General features: G+C 68.2%; 16 protein-coding genes. 8 read left to right on the top strand and 8 right to left on the bottom strand.

Annotated features, from left to right (window positions below; translation table 11 throughout):
* The first annotated feature begins 74 nt into the window (after positions 1-74).
* Both IEQ11_RS00590 and IEQ11_RS00585 read left to right on the top strand, forming a co-directional pair.
* Positions 75-1184: a catalase family peroxidase gene (locus IEQ11_RS00590; protein WP_191822280.1), complete on the top strand. Its 1110-nt coding sequence runs from the start codon at positions 75-77 to the stop codon at positions 1182-1184.
* A complete protein-coding gene (locus IEQ11_RS00585; protein ID WP_191822281.1) occupies positions 1181-1795 on the top strand; it encodes a cytochrome b in 615 nt (204 codons plus the stop codon). The genes IEQ11_RS00590 and IEQ11_RS00585 overlap by 4 nt, the downstream gene beginning before the upstream one ends.
* A gap of 184 nt (positions 1796-1979) precedes the next feature.
* On the opposite strand, the gene IEQ11_RS00580 is transcribed toward IEQ11_RS00585, so the two are convergent.
* The 5 genes from IEQ11_RS00580 to IEQ11_RS00560 all read right to left on the bottom strand — a co-directional run bounded on the left by IEQ11_RS00580 (position 1980) and on the right by IEQ11_RS00560 (position 8536).
* A complete protein-coding gene (locus tag IEQ11_RS00580; protein ID WP_228464737.1) occupies positions 1980-2378 on the bottom strand; it encodes a putative quinol monooxygenase in 399 nt (132 codons plus the stop codon).
* A 115-nt stretch (positions 2379-2493) separates the two neighbouring features.
* Positions 2494-3081, bottom strand: coding sequence for a 3'-5' exonuclease (locus IEQ11_RS00575; protein WP_191822282.1), 588 nt, complete (start codon positions 3079-3081; stop codon positions 2494-2496).
* 88 nt (positions 3082-3169) lie between these two features.
* Positions 3170-5065: a M61 family metallopeptidase gene (locus IEQ11_RS00570; protein WP_191822283.1), complete on the bottom strand. Its 1896-nt coding sequence runs from the start codon at positions 5063-5065 to the stop codon at positions 3170-3172.
* A 221-nt stretch (positions 5066-5286) separates the two neighbouring features.
* Positions 5287-6717 (bottom strand): serine hydrolase domain-containing protein, encoded by a 1431-nt coding sequence (locus IEQ11_RS00565; protein ID WP_191822284.1) that lies wholly within the window; start codon positions 6715-6717, stop codon positions 5287-5289.
* 139 nt (positions 6718-6856) lie between these two features.
* Positions 6857-8536 (bottom strand): NAD(P)/FAD-dependent oxidoreductase, encoded by a 1680-nt coding sequence (locus tag IEQ11_RS00560; RefSeq protein ID WP_191822285.1) that lies wholly within the window; start codon positions 8534-8536, stop codon positions 6857-6859.
* Positions 8537-8847: 311 nt separating this feature from the next.
* On the opposite strand from IEQ11_RS00560, the gene IEQ11_RS00555 reads away from it, so the two are divergent.
* Entirely contained in the window at positions 8848-10440 is a 1593-nt protein-coding gene (locus IEQ11_RS00555) for an OpgD/OpgG family glucan biosynthesis protein (RefSeq protein ID WP_191822310.1), read from the top strand.
* A gap of 199 nt (positions 10441-10639) precedes the next feature.
* On the opposite strand, the gene mnmG is transcribed toward IEQ11_RS00555, so the two are convergent.
* The 3 genes from mnmG to IEQ11_RS25840 form a co-directional block, all read right to left on the bottom strand.
* Positions 10640-12529 (bottom strand): tRNA uridine-5-carboxymethylaminomethyl(34) synthesis enzyme MnmG, encoded by a 1890-nt coding sequence (gene mnmG / locus IEQ11_RS00550; RefSeq protein ID WP_191822286.1) that lies wholly within the window; start codon positions 12527-12529, stop codon positions 10640-10642.
* 702 nt (positions 12530-13231) lie between these two features.
* Positions 13232-13768 (bottom strand): hypothetical protein, encoded by a 537-nt coding sequence (locus IEQ11_RS00545; RefSeq protein WP_228464740.1) that lies wholly within the window; start codon positions 13766-13768, stop codon positions 13232-13234.
* 83 nt (positions 13769-13851) lie between these two features.
* A complete protein-coding gene (locus IEQ11_RS25840; RefSeq protein ID WP_269769272.1) occupies positions 13852-13983 on the bottom strand; it encodes a hypothetical protein in 132 nt (43 codons plus the stop codon).
* Positions 13984-14498: 515 nt separating this feature from the next.
* Between IEQ11_RS25840 and IEQ11_RS00540 the strand changes: the two genes are divergently transcribed.
* From IEQ11_RS00540 to IEQ11_RS00520, 5 genes are read left to right on the top strand one after another with little or no spacing between them, the layout of a single operon-like run.
* Positions 14499-15173, top strand: a complete 675-nt coding sequence (locus tag IEQ11_RS00540; protein WP_046658616.1) for an ABC transporter ATP-binding protein — start codon at positions 14499-14501, stop codon at positions 15171-15173.
* On the top strand, positions 15157-16179 hold the full coding sequence (locus IEQ11_RS00535; RefSeq protein ID WP_082723637.1) for an HlyD family secretion protein: 1023 nt from the start codon (positions 15157-15159) through the stop codon (positions 16177-16179). The genes IEQ11_RS00540 and IEQ11_RS00535 overlap by 17 nt, the downstream gene beginning before the upstream one ends.
* Positions 16176-17156 (top strand): HlyD family secretion protein, encoded by a 981-nt coding sequence (locus IEQ11_RS00530; protein ID WP_191822287.1) that lies wholly within the window; start codon positions 16176-16178, stop codon positions 17154-17156. The genes IEQ11_RS00535 and IEQ11_RS00530 overlap by 4 nt, the downstream gene beginning before the upstream one ends.
* 17 nt (positions 17157-17173) lie before the next feature.
* Positions 17174-18490 carry an efflux RND transporter periplasmic adaptor subunit gene (locus tag IEQ11_RS00525; protein ID WP_191822288.1) on the top strand — a complete coding sequence of 439 codons (1317 nt, stop codon included), beginning with the start codon at positions 17174-17176 and terminating at the stop codon, positions 18488-18490.
* Positions 18487-19737, top strand: a complete 1251-nt coding sequence (locus IEQ11_RS00520; RefSeq protein WP_191822289.1) for an ABC transporter permease — start codon at positions 18487-18489, stop codon at positions 19735-19737. Before IEQ11_RS00525 ends, IEQ11_RS00520 begins: the two co-directional genes overlap by 4 nt.
* Positions 19738-20205 lie beyond the last annotated feature (468 nt).

Genomic DNA, 20205 nt, shown 5'->3' with positions numbered 1-20205 from the left:
TTAATCCGCCGAGGCGGGAATAAACCGCGCGGCCGGGCGTCGTACCGGTATCGCGCCCCCACCGAGACCCCGCCATGTCGCCGTCCGAACCCGACTCAGCCAACGATTCCACCGTTCCTTCGTCCGCGCCCTCGCGGTTGCCCGCGCCGCTCGGCCGCTATGCCCTGATCGCTTTCGTGATCAGCGCCGCGGCCGCCGCGTTCGGCTATGTCGCCGGCCCGCTCGACCCGCAGCGGCTCACCCCTGAGCGCATCGTCGATCATCTGCAGGCCAACGGCGGCCTGCATCCGAGGTATCGCCGCAACCACGCCAAGGGCGTGTGCGTGATCGGTTATTTCGACAGCAACGGCGCGGCCGCGGCGTATTCGAAGGCCGGCGTGTTCGCGCGCGGACGCACGCCGGTGGTCGGGCGCTTCGCCCTGCCCGGCGGCAACCCCTACGCGCCCGACGGCGGCGTGCCGATCCGCAGTTTCGCCCTGCGCTTCACCCAGGCCGACGGCCAGCAGTGGCGGACCGGCATGAACAATATGCCGGTGTTTCCGGTCGCCACGCCTCAGGCGTTCTTCGAGCAACTGCGGGCCGGCGCGCCCGACCCGGCCACCGGCAAACCCGATCCGGCCAGACAGAAAGCGTTCTTCGCCGCGCATCCGGAAACCGCGGCATTTCGCGCCTGGGCGAAAGACCGCAAGCCCTCGGCGAGCTATGCCACCGAACGTTATTACGGCCTCAACGCGTTCTATTTCATCGACGCCGCCGGTGCGCGTCAGGCAGTGCGCTGGCGAGTGGAACCCGATAACGGCGCGGCGACGGCGCCGCTGACGGCGCAGGATCACGACGTGCTCGCCGACGAACTCGATCGGCGCCTGGCACAGGGGCCGCTGCAGTGGCGATTGTGGGTGACCCTGGCCGCGCCGGGCGATCCAACCGCCGACGCCACCCGCGTGTGGCCATCCGACCGACGCGAAATCGACGCAGGCCGCATCGTGCTCGCGCGCGCGCAAGCGCAGGACGCCGGCGCATGCCGCGACATCAACTACGACCCGCTGATCCTGCCCGACGGCATCGCCGGCTCCGACGATCCGCTGCTGGCCGCGCGCTCGTCCGCGTACGCCGAATCCTACCGCCGCCGCACCGCCGAAGAAGCGCGGGCCGGCGGCCATCCGCCGAAGGAGCTGCCGCGATGAACCGCAATGACGAAGTGTTCTGGTGGCCGGCGCGCGTACTGCACTGGCTGATGGCGTTGATGATCGTGAGCATGCTGTTCATCGGCGCCGGCATGGTCGCGACGGTGTCGGACAAGCACACCTGGCTGCTCGCCTTGCACAAGCCGCTGGGGATTTCGATCCTGGCCTTGGCGGTGCTGCGCCTGACGCTGCGTCTGCTGCGCAAGCCACCACCGCTGCCGGTCGACTTGCCACTATCGCAGCGTTTCGCCGCGCACGCCTCGCACTGGTTGTTGTATGCGCTGATGTTCGCGCTGCCGCTGATCGGCTGGGCGATGCTGTCGGCCGGCGGTTATCCGGTCAGCCTCGGCGCCGGCGTCGTGCTGCCGCCGATCGCGCCGTTCGACCCGAGCGTATTCGCGCTGTTGCGTTGGCTGCATCGCACGCTGGCTTACCTGTTGTTCGCGACGGTGCTGCTGCATCTGGCGGCGGCGCTGTATCACGGATTGATTCGACGCGATGGGGTGTTGCGCAGCATGGTGTGGCGGCGTGGGGTGCGCGATGACGGCGCGTTGCCGCCTGCATCGGACGAGGCGGGTACCTCGTCTGTCAAGGATGCGTCCGTGCGTTGAGATCGGGGCTGCGTTTGGGGTGCGCCGGTTGGCGGGGTTCGCGGTCGCGACTTGCGCCGCTCCTACAGGTAGATACGTGACTTACGGCTCCGACTGTAGGAGCGGCGCGAGCCGCGACCGCGACACCGCACAAACGACGATCGCCACGGCAATCACCTACATGCGACGCAGACGACCGACGCGATCAACGCGTCTTCGTCAGTCCGTGCCCACCGACCGGCTCGATCTCATGATGCTCATCGAAACTCGCGATCATCGGCTTGGCCTTGACGATCGCGGCCTTCACCGACGGCAGCGTCAACGAGGCGCGATGGCTGTCCTGGCTGTCCCAGACTTCGCTGATCCAGATCGCATCGGCGTCCTTGGGGTCGCGCGCCACGATGTAGCTCAGGCAGCCGGGCATCGCATCGATGCCGTCGAGCAGGATCGCGATCAGGGCGTCGCGCTGGCCGGCGGCGGCTTTCATCTTGCCGATCAATCCGTACATGGTTCGGGTCTCCGTGGTGGCGGCATGCCCCGGCAGCGCCAACGCGAGCGCGGCCACGCCGGTGAGGACGATGAACTGGCGTCGGTAGAACGGCATGCGGGTCTGGGGCGGGCGAGTGCGCGCCGACTCTAGCGCCCGATCGCGGACCGCCACAAGGACAGATCGAGGCACGCCGACCGGAACATGCGGACGCGGCGATCAGCGCGACGGCTCAGCGCGACGGCAGGGTCTCGCGGCCGAGCGCGTACGGCATCAGCCGGGCAATATTGCGCGCATCGTCGATGCCGCGATGGTGGGTGCCGGCGAAGGTCAGCCCGGCCATGCGCACCGCGCCGCCGAGCCCGGGTTTCTTGGTCAGGCCCTGCGCCTGCGCGAAGGCTTGCTTGATGTTGCGATGGGCCGCGCCGATCGGATTGGGCAGGCGATGGAAATCGCAGTCCTGCCGCAACTGGTGCAGGTCGTAATCGCCCCACGAACCCCAGACGAAATCGCGATAGCGGTACAACCAAGGCTTGAAGGCGTCGAGCATCTGCGCGAACGACGGCGCCGCGTCGACATCGGCCTGGCGGATCGAGGTCAGCTGGGTGCAGAACGCGGTCAGGCGCGGATGCCGCACGGGACGCACGAAGCTTTGGAATTCGTCGATGACCTTCAGCGTTTCGGTCTCGACCATCACCGCGCCGATCTCGATGATTTCCATCTGGGCGCGGGCGATCGATTGGTCGTCGGCGCAGGTGGCCTCGAAATCGATCAGCAGGTAGTGGGCGGGCTCCGCGCCGGTGGTGCTTCCTTTATTCATGGGCGAAGTATGCCATGCGGGTTTTCGGGCGCGGGCCCTCACCCCGGCCCTCTCCCGCGTCGCGGGAGAGGGAGGCATGGCCACGCGGTCAGCGGGGGGCGAAGATCTTGCTCAAGCGATCGGGCGTGCCGTCGATGCGTTCGAGCTTGGGATAGCGCAGGCCGTCGCGGTAATCGATGCGCACGGTCTTGATCACGTCGGCGTTCTTGACGATCAGTTCGATCGGATGCTTTCCGTCCTTGGCCGCGGTGACCGCGTCCTTGAGCCGCTCGCCGCTGGCGGTGTAGCCGTTGACCGCGAGCAGGGTGCTGCCCGGGGCGATGCCGGCGTTGAACGCGGGGCCGTCCCAGCGCACGGTGGTGATGGCGCCGTCGCCGGACAGGTTCAGGCCCAGCGAATAGGTCAGGTCGGTGTATTTGCGATCGGCCTCGGCGAACTTCATGAAGTCGCTGGGCGTGTCGGTGTAGCTCAGTTTCCAGCCGCTCGCGGCCAGGCCGTCCAGCGGCGGCGCCTTGGCATCGATGCGTTCGCGCAGGAAACTCGCCCAGTCGAAGGCGGCGACCTGGTTCAAGGCCGCGACCACGTCCTCGAACTGATACGGCTTGACCTGGTAATCGCCGTTCTCGCCGCCGAAGAAGCCGCGCGCGAAATCGTCGAGCGAGCGCTTCTCGCCGCTGAGCGCGCGCAGCTTGGCGTCGACCGCGAGCCACACCAGCTGGCCGCCGCTGTAGTAGTCCTCGCTGAGCTGATAACTGCCGTACGACTTGGGCCGGCGCATCGCGATCACCGGGTCGAGCGTGGTGTCCTGGATCGAACGCCAGCTCATGCCGGGCCGGTCGTCGGTGTAACGCGCCGCGACCATCGCCAGCGCATCGCGCGCGAACTCGGGTTTCCACAGGCCCGCGCGCGCGGTCAGCACATAGCCCCAGTACTGGGTCTGGCCTTCGTACACCCACAGCAGGCCGTCGCTGAGCGGCTGGTTGAAGTTGCTCGAGGTGATGCCGGCCGGGCGGCGGTACTTGCCGTTCCACGAATGCACGAACTCGTGCGCGAGCAGATCGCGGCCGACGATGCTGGCGCCGTCCCAGCCGGTGAAATAGTCCGGGTCCACGCCGTTTTCGCTGGAGCGGTGATGCTCCAGGCCATTGCCGCTCATCTGGCTGGACAGCGAAAACAGGAAATCGTAGTGGTCGTAGTGATGCGAGCCGAACAGCTTGTACGCCTGGCTGACCAGTTCGCGGTGCAGCTTGATCTGTTCGGGCTTGGCTTCGAGGAACTTGGGCGCGTCGGCGACGATGTTGATCCGCACCGGGACTTTCGCGCCCGGGTCGAGATCGATCTGCTTGTAATGGCGGCCGGCGTACACCGGCGAATCCAGCAAGGTATCGAACGGCACCGCGCGATAACGCAGGGTGTCGCCCTGGCGCGAGTCCAGGTCCAGCGCGGTGCCGGCCTGCCAGCCGGGCGGCAGTTTCAGGGTCGGCGCGATCTGGATGCCGCGCGCGTAATAACCGGCCGGGTACAGCGCGACCTGATTCCACTGCACGTTGAGCATGTCCGGCGTCATCACCACCCGGCCCTGGTTGCTGCCGGTGGGGGTGAGCATGTCGAAGTCGAGTTCGATCTCGCTCACGCCGTCGGGCACGGTCAGCTGGAAGGCGTAAACGTCGAGCGGATCGCGGGTCCAGCCGATCGTCTGGCCGTTGCCGCGGATGCGCAGGCCGGCGAGTTTGTCGATCGGGCCGCTGGGCGAGTGGTTGCCCTGGATCCACTGCGGAAACAGCAAGGTCAGCGGCCCGGCCTGGACCGGGATGCGCTGGCGCGCGTGCAACACCCGGCGGGCGATGTCGGTGGCGTCGACCTCCAGTTGCAGGGTGCCCGGATACGGCGTATCGCGCGGCGCCGCGGTCTGCGCGTGCGCGGCCGACAGGGGCAGCGCCGCGGCGAGCATCGCGGGCAACAGGGCGAGAGTGAGTCGACGCATGAGGGCTCCGGCAAGGCCTGGGACTGGATTGAGCATCCTAACCATGCCGCCGGGCTTGCCCCCTGCCATTGGGCATGGACGCGCGCCGCCGGTCCGGGGCGATGGATTGGGCAAAGCGGCGGCGCAGGATCGGGACAATGGCCAGGCCAGTTCGGCGCACCGGCCGGTTACCTCCCGCTTCCCCAATCCCGAATCCCCAATCCCGAATCCCCAATCCCGAATCAAGGCATCGCTTCGCCACTACTGCGCGCGGTGAACTCGCTCTTGCCGCTGCCATCGGGGAAGAACCGCATCCCGGTCACCGCGCCCTTCGCATCGCGCTCCAGGGTCATGCGCGCGATGCGATCGGGATAAACGAAGGTATCGCGCGCCACCGCCGTCAGCGCGATCGGCTTGCCGCCGATGCGCTGCACGGTCAGCGCGCCATCGACCACCCGCAGCACCCAGGCGCGTTGCGCCGATTGCCGGTACACGCCTTCGGCCTGCTGCAGCGAGGACGCGGCGACCGGCACCGCGACGGGAACGGGATAGGCGTCGCCCACCGCCACCGCGGCGAGCGTGCGGCTGAGCTTGTCCAGGCCCGGCCGGTCCGGAAGACCGGTATCGGTGTTGGTCAGCACCGCCACCGTCGTCTTCGACTCGGGCAGGTACAGCAGGTACGACGCGAAACCGAAAATCCCGCCGCCATGCGCATACCCCGTGCGTCCGCGCACCGTGATACGGCTGATGCCGTAGCCGTAATCGCTCTGCGCCGCCTTGCCTTGCGGCGAGGTCATCGCGCGGTAGTTCGCCGGCTGCAGCACCTTGCCCTGATGCAAGGCCAGGTTCCAGCGCAGCAGATCGTCGAGCGTGGACACCAGCGCGCCGGCCGCGTGCGGCTGGCTCATGTCCAGATGGCCCATCGGCGCGACCCGCTCGTCGATGCGGGTGTAGCCGTTGACGTAACCGGGAATCAGCGCGTGCACGTCGCCGTAGCGGGTCTGGGTCAGGCCGAGCGGCTTGAACAAGGCTTCGTCGAGGTAGGCATGCCAGGGTTTTCCGCTGGCCGCTTCGATCACCGCGCCGACCAGCACGTAGCCCGAGTTGTTGTAGGCATAACCCTGGCCCGGCGCGAAATCCACCGGCAGGTCCTTGAACACGTCGATCAAGGCTTGCGTGCTCAGATCGCGCTTGATCGATTCGGTCATGTAGCCGTCGATGCCGGTGTAGCTCTTCACCCCGGAGGTGTGATTGAGCAACTGGCGCACGCTGATCGCGCCGCCGTTCGGATAATCCTTGACGTACTTGGACAAGGGATCGTCGAGACCGACCTTGCCGGCCTCGACCAGTTTCAGCACGCCGGCCGCGGCGAACTGCTTGGTCACCGAACCGATGCGGAACACCTGGTCCGGGGCCAGCGGCACGCCGAGTTCGACGTTGGCCAGGCCGCGCGCGCCGCGGAACAGCACCTGATCGCCGCGCGCGACCAGGATCGCGATGCCCGGGCCGTCGGCGGCGGCGTTGTCGGCAAGCAGTTGCCGCGCGTAAGCCCCGACCTCGACCGCGGAGGCCGGTTGCACCATCGTGGCGGCGGCCGCCTCGGCCGCGAACGCGCGCGGCGACGGCGCGACACAAAGACCGGCGCTCAGCGCCAGCGACATCCAGACGCGCATGCGCCACATCCTGTGCAGGGAAACGACCCCGACCTTAACCAGCCACGCGCGCCGGCGACATGGCCAGAAGTCAGGTCGGCGTTCGCCTCATCGCGATGCGCGCCGATGCCGCGCGCCGCCGATCAGGCCGCGTGGCGGCTCAGGCCGCGCGAGCCGCGTCGCCGAGGATGCTCAACGCCACCGCCTCGGCGGTGCGGATCCCGTCCACCGCCGCCGACAGAATGCCGCCGGCGTAACCGGCGCCCTCGCCGGCCGGGAACAGGCCGCGGGTGTTGAGGCTGTGGCCGTCGGCGCCGCGGGTGATGCGCACCGGCGAGGACGTGCGCGTCTCCACCCCGGTCAGCATCGCGTCGGGCAGGGCGAAGCCCTTGATCTGTTTGTCGAACGCGGGCAGCGCTTCGCGGATCGCGGCGATCGCGTAGTCGGGCAGCGACGCGCTCAGATCGCTCAATCGCACGCCCGGCGTATACGACGGCTGCACCGCGCCGAGCGCGGTCGAGGCGCGGCCGGCGAGGAAATCGCCGACGGTCTGGCCCGGCGCTTCGTATTCGCCGCCGCCGAGCGCGAACGCCTGCGCTTCCCAATGCCGCTGCAAGGCCACGCCGGCCAGCGGCGAGCCGCTGTCGTCGTAAGCCTTGTAGTCATCCGGCGTGATCCCGACCACGATCGCTGCATTGGCGTTGCGTTCGTTGCGCGAGTACTGACTCATGCCGTTGGTGACCACGCGGCCGGGCTCGCTCGCCGCGGCGACCACGGTGCCGCCCGGGCACATGCAGAAGCTGTACACCGAGCGGCCGTTGCGACAGTGATGCACCAGCTTGTAGTCGGCCGCGCCGAGGATCGGATGCCCGGCCTGCGGCCCGAAGCGCGCGGCGTCGATCAGCGACTGCGGGTGTTCGATGCGAAAGCCGATCGAGAACGGTTTCGCCTCCATGAACACGCCGCGCTGGTGCAGCATCGCGAAGGTGTCGCGCGCGCTGTGGCCGATCGCGAACACCACATGATCGGCGCGCAGTTGCTGGCCGTCGGCCAGGCTTACCCCGCGCACCTTGCCGTCTTCGATCAGCACGTCCTCGACCCGCTGCGAGAAGCGGATTTCGCCGCCGAGCGACTCGATCGTCGCGCGCATGTTCTCGACCATCGACACCAGCCGGAACGTGCCGATGTGCGGCTTGCTGACGTAGAGGATTTCCTCCGGCGCGCCGGCTTTCACGAATTCGGTCAGCACCTTGCGGCCGTGGTGCTGCTTGTCGCTGATCTGGCTGTAGAGCTTGCCGTCGGAAAACGTGCCCGCGCCGCCTTCGCCGAACTGCACGTTCGATTCGGGATTGAGCACGCGCTTGCGCCACAGGCCGAAGGTGTCGACGGTGCGTTCGCGCACCGCCTTGCCGCGTTCGAGGATGATCGGGCGAAAGCCCATCTGCGCCAGGACCAGACCGACGAACAGGCCGCACGGGCCCATCCCGATCACGATCGGCCGCAGCGGCAACGCGGCCGGCGCGCGCGCGACGAATTTGTATTCGGTATCGGGCGTGCGCAGCACCTTGCTGGTGTCGGCCGGGCCTTTGTCGCGTTTCTTCGCCGGAGCAGGTTCCACGCCGGCCTGTTCGCGCGCGAGGAGCTCGGCCTCGCGCGGCGTATCCACGTCCAGCGAATAGATCAGCACGATGCCGCCGCGCTTGCGCGCGTCGTAGCTGCGCTTGGCGACGGTGAAACCGGTCAGGTCGGCGGCGTCGATGCGCAGGCGCGCGAGCACGGCATCGGTGAGTGCGCGCTCGGAATGATCCAGCGGCAGGCGGAGGTCGGTGATTCGAAGCATGGCGATATTCTAAGAGGCTTCGTGGGTGGGTGGTTTTTTGGCGGTCGTCGTCGCCAGCACCGCGCTTGCGCGTGCCCTCACCCCGGCCCTCTCCCGCAAGCGGGAGAGGGAGTCCAGGAGGCGACGCCACCTGAGACGCAAGCGATGCTTCGCTCCCTTCTCCCGCCTGCGGGAGAAGGTGCCCGCAGGGCGGATGAGGGCCGCACGCCCGCAACCGCGACCCACTCCCCCACCTAGACAAACCCCTAACCAACGCCGCGCCGCGATTGGCTAGCATGCTCAACCCCCATCGCTACCCCGTCGCCTGCCCCATGATCCGACGCGAGTTCCTCAAATCCGCGGCCGCGGCCTTGGCCTCGTTCGGCCTGCCCCTGCCCGCGCTGGCCCTGACCGGCCCCGCCGCGACCCAGCTCGGGCCGGCCCAGCCGTTCGACTTCGCCGCGCTCAAGGGCCAGGCCCGCGCGCTCGCCCAACGCGCCTACGCGCCGCGCAGCAGCACCTTGCCGGCGCCGGTCGCGGCGATGAACTGGGACCAGTACCAGTCGATCCGCTTCAATCGAGATCACGCCCTGTGGGGCGGCGGCGACGGCAAGTTCCTCGCCCAGTTCTTCCACCTGGGCCTGTTCTTCAAATCGCCGGTGCGCATGTACGAAGTCGACGCCGGCCAGGCGCGCGAAATCGCCTACGACCCGGGCATGTTCGACCGCAAGCGCAGCGGCCTGGACGGCAAGCCGCTGCCGGCCGATCTGGGCTTCGCCGGGTTCCGCCTCAATACCCGTCAGGACCCCGAGCGCGATTTCGCCGCGTTCCTGGGCGCCAGTTATTTCCGCGCGGTCGGCGTGGAGGGCCAGTACGGCCAGTCCGCGCGCGGTCTGGCGATCGACACCGGCACCGGCCACGCCGAGGAGTTCCCGGATTTCGTCGCCTACTGGCTCGAACGCCCGTCGCCGCAATCCAACACCGTGGTCGTGTACGGCCTGCTCGACTCGCCCAGCATCGCCGGCGCCTACCGCTTCGCGATCACGCCCGGCGAGGTGCTGCTGATGGACATCGACTGCGCCTTGTACCCGCGCAAGACCATCGAGCGCCTCGGCCTGGGCCCGTGCACCAGCATGTACCAGACCGGCGAGAACGACCGCCGCATGGACTGGGACTGGCGCCCGGAGATCCACGACACCGACGGCCTGGCGATGTGGAGCGGCAGCGGCGAATGGATCTGGCGTCCGCTGTGCAATCCCGAGCACCTGCGCTTCAACATGTTCAGCGACGACAACCCGCGCGGCTTCGGCTTGCTGCAGCGCGACCGCAATTTCGATCATTACCAGGACGACGGCGTGTTCTACGACAAGCGCCCGTGCCTCTGGGTCGAACCCAAGCAAGGTTGGGGCGCGGGCTCGGTGCAGTTGGTCGAGATCCCGACCCTGGACGAAACCTTCGACAACATCGTCGCGTTCTGGAACCCGCGCGACAAACCGCAGGCCGGGCAGGAACTGCTGTACGGCTATCGGCTGTACTGGGGCGCGCAGCCGCCCGCGGTGCCCAAGCTCGCGCATTGCGTCGCCACCCGCACCGGCCTGGGCGGGCGCATCGGCTTCAAGCGCGATTATTTTTCCTGGCGCTTCGCGGTGGATTTCGCCGGCGGCCCGCTGGCCGCGTTGGCCAGGCGCGACGCCACGGTCGAACCGGTGCTGCAGATCGGCGGCGGCGGAAAACTGGAAACCGTGTCGTGCCGGCCGCTGCACGAGATCGACGGCTACCGGGTGATGTTCGACGCGGTGCCGCCGGGCGATTCGACCGAACAGATCGATCTGCGGCTGTTCCTCAAGGACGCCAGCGGCGCGCTCAGCGAGACTTGGTTGTATCAGTGGTCGCCGCCGGCGAAGAGCGAACGCAAGGTGTACTGAGGTCATTGCAAGCGCGGTGTGGCGTCACAGCCGCCCGCTTGCAAACGCGCTGCGATTTCACGGCAAACCCTGTAGGAGCGGCGCAAGCCGCGACCGCGCCAATACAACTGCGCCGCGAGTTCCGTCGTAACGGTGATGTCGCGGTCGCGGCTCGCGCCGCTCCTACAGTCGCAATCGCGGCACCGCGCGCGCTCCGCGCTCACGCCACCCGCGAACGCCGCGCGCGCGTGAGATGCACCAGCAGCAGCGAGATCGCCGCCGGGGTCATGCCGGGAATGCGCTGCGCCTGGCCTACGGTCTGCGGCCGCACGCGCTCGAGCTTCTGCTGCACTTCCAGCGACAGGCCGCGCACGGCGGCGTAATCGAAATCCTCGGCGATCGCGGTGCTTTCGTTGCGCTGCTGTCGCTCGATCTCTTCGCGCTGGCGATCGAGATAACCGGCGTACTTGACCCCGATCTCGACCTGCTCGGCCACTTCGGCCGCATCCACCGCCGGGCCGAGGCTCGGCACCTGCATCAACTTGGCGTAGTCCAGCTCGGGTCGCTTGAGCAGATCGCGCGCGCTGCATTCGCGGCTGACCTCGATGCCCAGGGTCTGCGCGATCTCGCGGCCCAGCGCATTGTTCGGCGCCGCCCACACGCCAGCCAGGCGCGCGCTTTCGCGCTCGATCGCTTCGCGCTTGCGCTCGAACGCCGACCAGCGCGCCTCGTCGACCAAGCCCAGCTCGTGGCCGGTCGGACTCAGGCGCAGATCGGCGTTGTCTTCGCGCAGCTGCAGCCGGTACTCGGCGCGCGAGGTGAACATGCGGTACGGCTCGAGCGTACCGTGGGTAATCAGGTCGTCGACCAGCACGCCCAGGTAGGCCTCGTCGCGGCGCGGGCTCCAGCCCTCGTTGCCGCGCACGAACCGCGCCGCGTTGACGCCGGCCAGCAGGCCCTGCGCCGCGGCTTCCTCGTAGCCGGTGGTGCCGTTGATCTGGCCGGCGAAGAACAGGCCGGCGACGGCCTTGGTCTCGAGCGTGCTCTTGAGCCCGCGCGGGTCGAAGAAGTCGTACTCGATCGCATAGCCGGCGCGGGTGATGTGCGCATTCTCGAAGCCGCGGATGCTGCGCACCAGATCGAGCTGCACGTCGAACGGCAGCGAGGTCGAGATCCCGTTCGGGTAGATCTCGGCCACGTCCAGGCCCTCGGGCTCGACGAATATCTGGTGGCTGGCCTTCTCGGCGAAGCGCACCACCTTGTCCTCGATCGAGGGGCAGTAGCGCGGGCCGATGCCTTCGATCTGGCCGGTGTACAACGGCGAGCGGTCCAGCGCGCCGCGGATGATCTCGTGGGTGTGCTCGGAGGTATGGGTGATCCAGCACGAGACCTGACGCGGATGGTCGGCCTGGGTGCCCAGGAAGGACATGACCGGACGCGGATCATCGCCGGGCTGCTCCTCCATCGCCGAGTAATCCAGGCTGCGCCCGTCGATGCGCGGCGGGGTGCCGGTCTTGAGCCGGTCGACCACGAACGGGCCTTCGCGCAGGCGCGCGGCCAGCGCGGTCGCGGGCGGGTCGCCGGCGCGGCCGGCGGCGTAAGTGGTCTGGCCGACGTGGACCTTGCCGGCCAGGAAGGTGCCGGCGGTCAGCACCACGGCCGGCGCGTGAAAACGCAGGCCGGTCTGGGTCAGCACGCCGCTCACCCGGCCGGCGTCGAACACGATGTCGTCGACCGCGGCCTGGAACAGGGTCAGGCCCGGCTGCGCTTCGACCGCGCGGCGGATGAAGCTTCGGTACAGGCCGCGATCGGCCTGGCAGCGGGTCGCCCGCACCGCCGGCCCCTTGCTGGCGTTGAGCCGGCGCCACTGGATGCCGGCGGCATCGGCCGCGCGCGCCATGATCCCGCCGAGCGCGTCGATCTCCTTGACCAGATGGCCCTTGCCGATGCCGCCGATGGCCGGGTTGCAGCTCATCGCGCCGACGGTCTCGACCGAATGGGTCAGCAGCAAGGTGCGCGCGCCCGCCCGCGCCGACGCCAGCGCGGCCTCGGTGCCGGCATGGCCGCCGCCGATCACGATGACGTCGTAGCGATAGAAGGAGTCGTTCATGGCTTGGGTGCTGGGAATCGGGAATCGGGAATCGGGAATCAACAGCGTAAAGCCGCGGCTCCCGCAGACATATGGTCTCACGGCGCCGCGCTTTGCCCATTCCCGATTCCCCTTTCCCGATTCCCGGCCTCATCGGTTGGCACGGATCATGCGTAGCTACTCATGCACCTTGCGGGGCAGGCGCTAGACGCCGGCTGGAATTGGAACAGGGGCTGGCCAAGCGCTCGCGGGGGAAGCCGGGGGGCCGAATGTCGGGGGACATTCGGCCCCTTTTTATTGCCTGGCGTTTGGGCGGGCCGTGCGGCCATCAGGCCCTGTGCGGCTCAGGCGTCCGAGCTGGCGCGGCCGCTCGGGCAAATCACCAAGCCATTGACCGGAAACGAAAAAACGCGCGTCGATGCGCGCGTTTTTTCGCCGTGCCTCGTCGCCGAGGGAATGGGCGCCGACGCCTGACAAGGACGGAACAGGGGGGATCCGTGATTCCTCGCCAGGCGCCGACATAGAAGCCTGTGCTTACCGAAAACGTCCAAATGCGACGCAAGCGGTCAGTAGCGGTAGATTGCTGTCACTTCGGCGTGAACGCAAGTGCGCCCCGTTCCACTTTCGGCACAGCCGACCACCGGTCGGACGACCGGCTAGAAACGGTTCAGGCTGACGCCGCCCGAACCGGGGCGGCGTTCGACCAGATGCCGGGCAGACGGTTCAGCGCTCGACGTCCTTCCACGCCCGGCCGCCATCGCGACGGGCCGCCGGAGCGGTTGGCATACGCGGCTGCATCTGCGGCTGCGAGAAGCTGCGCGGTTGTGGGGTCGAGTAGGCACGCGGCTGCGGCTGCTGTTGAACCGGGTTGTTCGGCGCCCAGGTGCCGCCGTTGACCCGATGCGTGTCGCGCCACGGCACGCCGCCGTCCTGACGCGGCGGGTTAGGCGGCCGCGACGGGTTGTGCGGACGGCCCGGTCGGTTCGGATAGTACGGGCGCGGGTAGTAGCCATACGGATAGCCACCGTAATAGCCGCCGCCGTAATAGCCCGGATAGCCGTAGCCGCGGTAGCGATAGGCCTCGCCATACGGATAGCCGTAACCGGGGCCGTAATAGCCGCCGTAACCGCCGTAATAGTTGTAGTCGACGCTGGGGCGGCCGTAGTAATACGAACCACCGCCGCCACGCAGCGAATAGTCGGAAACGCAGCCCGCCAACAGGCTGGCCGCGACCAGTGGAATCATCAATTTGCGGATCATGGGCAGACCCCCCGAGTAGGGATTCAGCTTCTGCCTGATGCGTTGAACTCGGGCTTAACTCAGCCAGCCGGAGCCTATACGGTTCAGGACTTGGCGCTGTTCGCCGTCGCGTGCGCGTGAGGCGCCTGGCTCAGCTCGTCGGGCATAAAGCGCGGCGGCGGCATGCAGCCGGTGAGCAGAACGATCAGCAGACATACCGAGAGTTTGCGGAGCATGGAATATTCCCCTGTGGTGGGCGTCGATACGACCGCGCCTTGTGGTGTGCGGCCGCGAATACCGCGGCCGCGAGCGTGTCGGGTCCGGCCCTGAAGCGGCGGTTCGACCGTGGAACATCCTATGCGCGAAACCCGACAGGCAGCCATCCGTATGGCTACGTGCACCGAAAGTAGGTATTTGGCGCTGAAATCTTCCATGACCCTGTGCATAAGCTAGCGGTCGCGCAAACCGCAATAGCGGTACGGGCTCACAAAACGCCTCGTGCATGACATCCATCGCAGGGACAGCGGCGCGTTGACCGCGCCGGCTGCGAGGTAAGCTAGCCCACGAACGGCGGCACCCGGCCATGGAACGGTCCGCGCTCGGCACGACCCATGCACCGGCTCGCCTCACCGGCCCGCGGCGGGGCCGCGGCGGGAACCTTGGCGTCAGCGCCGGGTCGATTGCATGAGGAACGCAGCGGTCCGCACGCGCCGCTCCGCCGGATATTCCCTATCACCTGTGGCTGTTGTCGATGATCGAACTGGATGCGGTCCATCGTCGCTATGAGATGAATGGACAGGCGGTGAATGCATTGGCCGGGGTGGACCTGAAGATCGCCAGCGGCGAATTCGTCGCCATCACCGGCGCCTCGGGCTCGGGCAAATCCAGTCTGCTCAACATCCTCGGTTGCCTGGACCGGCCCACCCGCGGCCGCTATCTGATCGAAGGCCGCGACGTCGCGGCGATGGACGACGAGGCCGCCAGCGACATCCGCAACCGCCGCATCGGCTTCGTGTTCCAAAGCTTCCATCTGCTGCCGCGGCTGAGCCTGCTGGAGAACGTGCTGCTGCCGCTGCGCTTTCACCGCGAGCCGCCGCCGGGCACCCACGATCGCGCGCTGGCGTTGCTGCAGCGGGTCGGCCTGGGCGAACGCAGCAACCACCGGCCCAGCGAGTTGTCGGGCGGCCAGCAGCAGCGCGCGGCGATCGCGCGCGCCCTGCTGTTGCAGCCGGCGTTGTTGCTGGCCGACGAACCCACCGGCAACCTGGATTCGAAAAGCGCCGGCGACGTGCTCGACCTGATCCAGGAAGTGCATGCCGGCGGCCAGACCGTGGTGCTGGTGACCCACGACCGCGACCTCGCCGCGCGCGCGCCGCGCGAGGTGCGCCTGCACGACGGCAAGGTCGATCATGATTCGGCGGCCTGAGGTGCTCGCGATGCGGCTTGCGATGTTCGCACTGGCGATGGCGGCGCTGCCGGCCGCGGCGGTGGTGCTGACCGGCGAAGTGCGTTCGGTCGGCGGCCAGACCATCTATACGCCGCAATCCAACAGCGCGCCGGTCGCGATCCGCTATTTCGTGCCCGAAGGCCAGCCGGTCAAGGCCGGCGACGTGGTGCTGCGGATCGACCCGGGCCAGGCCGGCACCCAGATACCTGACCTGGAAGCCAAGATCGAGCAGGCCCACGCCAAGGCCGCCAAGGAACTGGCCGAGCTGGAGGTCAAGGAGGTCGACGCCGAGGTCGCGCTCGCCGAGGCCGATGCGGCCTTGGCCACGGCCAGGATCGAAGCGGCGATTCCGCGCGCGCTGATCTCGGCGCTGGATTACGACCGCCACCAGGGCGAACTCGACAAGACCCAGCGCGAAAGCAAGCTCAAGCGCGAACAGCTCGACGCCGCGCGCGCCGCGGTCGCCCGGCGCAAGCGCGACGGCGAGCTGGAAGTCGGCAAGCTGGAAGTGCAGCGCGATTACTACCGCGTGTTGCTGCGCCAGTCCGAGGTGCGCGCGCAGCAGGACGGCATCGTCGTCCACGGCTTCAACAACAACTGGATCGGCGGGCGCATCGACGAAGGCAGTTCGACCATGCCCGGCAGCCAGGCCGGCGCGGTGGTGGTCGACGGCGGCCGCATGGAAGTGCGCGCCTGGGCGCTGGAACCCGACCGCCGCGGCCTGCGCGTGGGCCAGAACGTGCAGCTGAGTTTCGATGCCCTGCCGAAGCAACGCGTGCAGGGCCGCATCCGCAACATCGCCGGCGCGCCCGACCGCAAATCCGAATGGGGCGAAGGCCGTTACTTCAGCGTCGACATCGATCTGCCGGCCGCGCACGGGCTGCGCCTGCTGCCGGGCATGAGCGTGCGGGTGACCGCGGCCACGCCGCCGGCGCCGGCCGCCGCCGCGACGGGCGCGACGGCGCGCAGCGGAGCGCAACGATGAGCCGCGCGTGGTGCTTGCTAGTGTTGCTCGCGACCGCGCCGGCGTTCGCGGCCGCGCCGCTGCGCGTCGACGGCGAGGTGTACGCGCGGCGCAGTTCGCCGCTGATGCCGCCGAGCGTCGAACGCATGTGGCAGTTCAACATCACCGAACTGGCCACCGACGGCACCCCGGTCAAGAAAGGCCAGCCGGTGATCCGCTTCGACAGCAACGACGTGATCAAGCAGCTCACCGAAAAACGCAGCCAGCTCAAGGAAAAACAAAGCGAGCTGGGCAAGCTCGACCTGGAACTGGCCGAACGCGAACGCAGCGAACGCCTGGCCACCGCCGAGGCCCAGGCCGAGCTGGAAAAAGCCCAGCGCAAGACCCAGCAGCCGGTCGAGCTGATCGCCGGCATCGAGTACCGCAAGCTGCTGGTCAAGCGCACCCAGATGGAACGCAAGATGGCGCTGGCGCGCAAACGCGAAGTGTTGTCGGCCGAGCAGCGGCGCCAGGAACGGCGCCTGCTCAGCTCCGAGCTGGGCCAGTTGCAGGCCGATGTCGATCGCCTGCAGCGTTCGCTCGCGGCCTTGAACGTGATCGCGCCGCGCGACGGCTTGATGATGCATCGAAGCAATTTCGAAGGCGAAAAATACGATGTCGGCTCGCAGGTCTGGGTCGGCCAGACGGTCGCGGAGATTCCCGACATGAGCACGCTCGCGGTGCGCGCCGAACTGGCCGAGCGCGATCTGCAGCGGGTCGCGGTCGGAGTGCCGGTGCGGATCGTGGTCGAAGGCGGCGCCGGCAGCGTGCTGAGCGGCAAGATCGCCTCGATCGGCCGCGCGATCCGCAGCAAATCGCAGGTGCAGCCGGTGCCGGTGCTGGATCTGGACGTGCAGCTCGACGACCCGCGCGCGCCGCTGCGGCCCGGGCAGGCGGTGCGGGTCGAGATCCAGCCGCCGGCGGCCGCCGGCGCGGCGGCACGGAAGGCGGCGCGATGAAACCGATGCGGTTCGCAATGACTTGTCGAAACACCCTGCGTTACGGCGCGTTGCTGTGCCTGCCGGCGATGCTGATCGCCTGCGGCGGCGAAGTCGCGCCGGCGGCGACCGAAACCGTCGCCAGCGCGCCGCTGAATCTGAGCGTGCGCGGCGAAGGCGAACTCAAATCGGCCAAGTCGACCCCGCTCAACGTGCCCGGACGCAACTGGGCCGCGCGCCAGGTCGAATGGATGCTGCCCGAGGGCAGCGCGGTCAAGAAAGGCGATCTGATCGCGCGCTTCTCCGCCGAACAGGGCAAGCAGGAACTGGCCCAGACCCTGATCGACCTGCAGCGCAACGAACTGGCGCGCGCGGCCAAGCAGGGCGAACTGGAAACCGCACAGAGCAAGGTCGCGGTCGACCTGGCCCAGGTCGCGGTGCAACTGGGCATCGCCGAGCGCTACGCCACCGCCGACCTGAGCACGATGGCGCGCAACGAAGTGCTCGACGCGGTCCAGGACAAGCGCTTCCTCAGCGAGAAACGCGACACCCTGCAATGGCAGCGCGGCCAGGCCGGGGTGCGCGGCCAAGCCGAACTCGGCGTGCTCGACGCGCAGCGCGCGACCTTCGACATCACCGCCAAGGCGCGCCAGTCCGATCTGGACGCGCTGGAACTGCGCGCGCCCAACGACGGCGTGCTGATGCTGTCGACCAATTGGTCCGGCGACAAACCCAACGTCGGCGCGACCCTGCGCGCCGGCTTCGATTACGGCAGCCTGCCCGACGCGTCGGCGATGGAACTGGAACTGAGCCTGCCGCAGATCGAGGCGCAGGGCATCCAGGTCGGCAATGCGGTGGAGATGTTCCCGGTCGGCCGGCCCGAGCAGAAGATCGTCAGCAAGCTGTCGTGGGTGGCCAGCGCGGCCAAGGTGCGCAGCCAGGAAAGCCCGGTGAAGTATCTGACGATGAAGGCGCGCATTCCGGCCGAGGCGATCGCGCGCTACAAGCTGGTCCCGGGCCAGCGTCTGCAGGCGCGGGTGATCTTGTTCGACGCGCCGGCGCTGAGCGTGGCCAACGTGGCGATCGACAGCGACAACGGCAAGGAGTACGTGCGGGTGCGCAACGGCGCCGATTTCCTGCGCCGCCCGATCGAACTGGGCGTGCGCGGACCGGCGCGCTCGCAGGTGCTGTCGGGCCTGCGCGCGGGCGATGAAGTGCTGTTGGCCGAGCCCGGCGTGGTCGCCGCGATCACCACGCCGAGCGAACCGGGCGAGGACGCGGCTGCGGGCAAACCGGCGACGGCCGACGACGCCAAGCCCGCTCCCACCCAAGCCGGCCCGGCGGTGCGCCGATGAACCGCGCGCTGCAGTGGTTGCCGACGATCTGGCGCGAAGCGATCGAGGAATTGTGGCGGCGGCGCCTGCGCACCCTGCTGACCTTGCTCGGGCTGATCTTTGGCGTCGGCGCGATCGTCGCGATGCAGGCGGTCGGCGAAGGCAGCCGGCGCGAAGCCTTGCATCTGGTCGAGAGCCTGGGCTTGAACAACCTGATCGCCGAGGCCAAGCCGCAAGACGAAAACACCTTGCGCGAAACCCGCGCGCGCAGCCTCGGCCTGAGCCTGGCCGACGCCGACGCCGCGCTGGCGGTGGTGCCCGGCGCGGAACGCTACGCCGCCGAGAAACCGATCCGCACCCACTCGGTGTTCAGCGACAACGGACGCAGCGACGCCCAGGCCAGCGGCGTGAGCCCGGACTATTTCGCCTTGTCGTCGCTGCGCATCGCCAAGGGCCGCGGCCTGACCGATGCCGACGATCGCGCGCTGGCCGCGGTCGCGGTGCTCGGGCATCAGGCCGCGGCCGATCTGTTTCCCGGCGTCGATCCGGTCGGTCGCTATCTGAAGGTCAATCACGTGTGGCTGGAAGTGATCGGCGTGCTCGCCGATCGCGACCTGAGCAAGGACCAGTTCGAAGGCGTGCAGCTCGGGCTGGAAAGCAATCGCGTGTATCTGCCGCTGGCGAGCGCGCGGGCGCGCTTCAAGTTCCAGCCGCAGGAGGACGAGATCGACCGCTTCCTGCTGCGGCTGCGCGATCCGTCGCAACTGGCGACCGGCGCGCGGGTGCTGTCGACCGTGCTCAACCAGCGCCACGCCGGCATGGCCGATTTCCGCCTGGTGGTGCCGCAACAGTTGTTCCAGCAGCATCAGAAGACCCAGCGCATCTTTCGCGTGGTGATGGGCGCGATCGCAGGCGTGAGCCTGCTGGTCGGCGGTATCGGCATCATGAACATCATGCTGGCCAACGTGCTCGAACGGCGCCGCGAGATCGGCCTGCTGCGCGCATTGGGCGCGCGCCGCCGCGACGTGATCGCGCAGTTCCTGCGCGAGGCGACGGTGATCTGCGTGTCCGGCGCCGCGCTGGGGCTGGTGTTCGGCATCGTGCTGGCCTATCTGATCGCGACCTTCGCCGGCTGGCAGGTGGCTTGGGCTCCGATTCCGGTGCTGCTGTCGGCGCTGTTCTGCGCGGCGGTCGGGCTGGCTTTCGGCGTGTATCCGGCGCGACAGGCGGCTAGGTTGGATCCGATCGCGGCGTTGCGGCATGACTGAGGTAGCTGCGGCGGACTGAGTCGGTTGCGGCACGGCTAAGTTGATAGCGGCGCACGAATGAGTCATTGGTGATGGGACTGAGTCGTCCAACCGGCTCGAAGCGAGCATCGCTGCAAATCCTTTTCGTTCCCACCGGATGGGTTCCCCCCTTTGGAAAAGGGGGGCCAGGGGGGATTCGCTTTTGCTCTTCAAGCCGAGCGAAAGCAAAGCAAAAGCGAATCCCCCGCGCTGTGGCTTCCCGCATCCTGAGGTTACGCCGGGCGCTTGCCCCCTTTTGCAAAGTGGGCACCGGTTTGCTCGCTTCGTTTGAAGCAAAGTGGACTCTTCGCGCTATTTGGAATGAGTTCTCCTTTGAAATAGGGTGACCAGGGATTCGTTTTTCTCTTGAAGCCGAGCGAAAGCAAAAGCAAAAGCGAATCCCCCGCGCTGTGGCTTTCCGCATCCTGAGGCTACGCCGGGCGCTTGCCC

The sequence above is a fragment of the Lysobacter capsici genome, assembly GCF_014779555.2.
GTDB lineage: Bacteria > Pseudomonadota > Gammaproteobacteria > Xanthomonadales > Xanthomonadaceae > Lysobacter > Lysobacter capsici.
The sequence above is the reverse complement of the archived record's forward strand: the minus strand, read 5'-3'. Positions and strand labels throughout refer to the sequence as shown.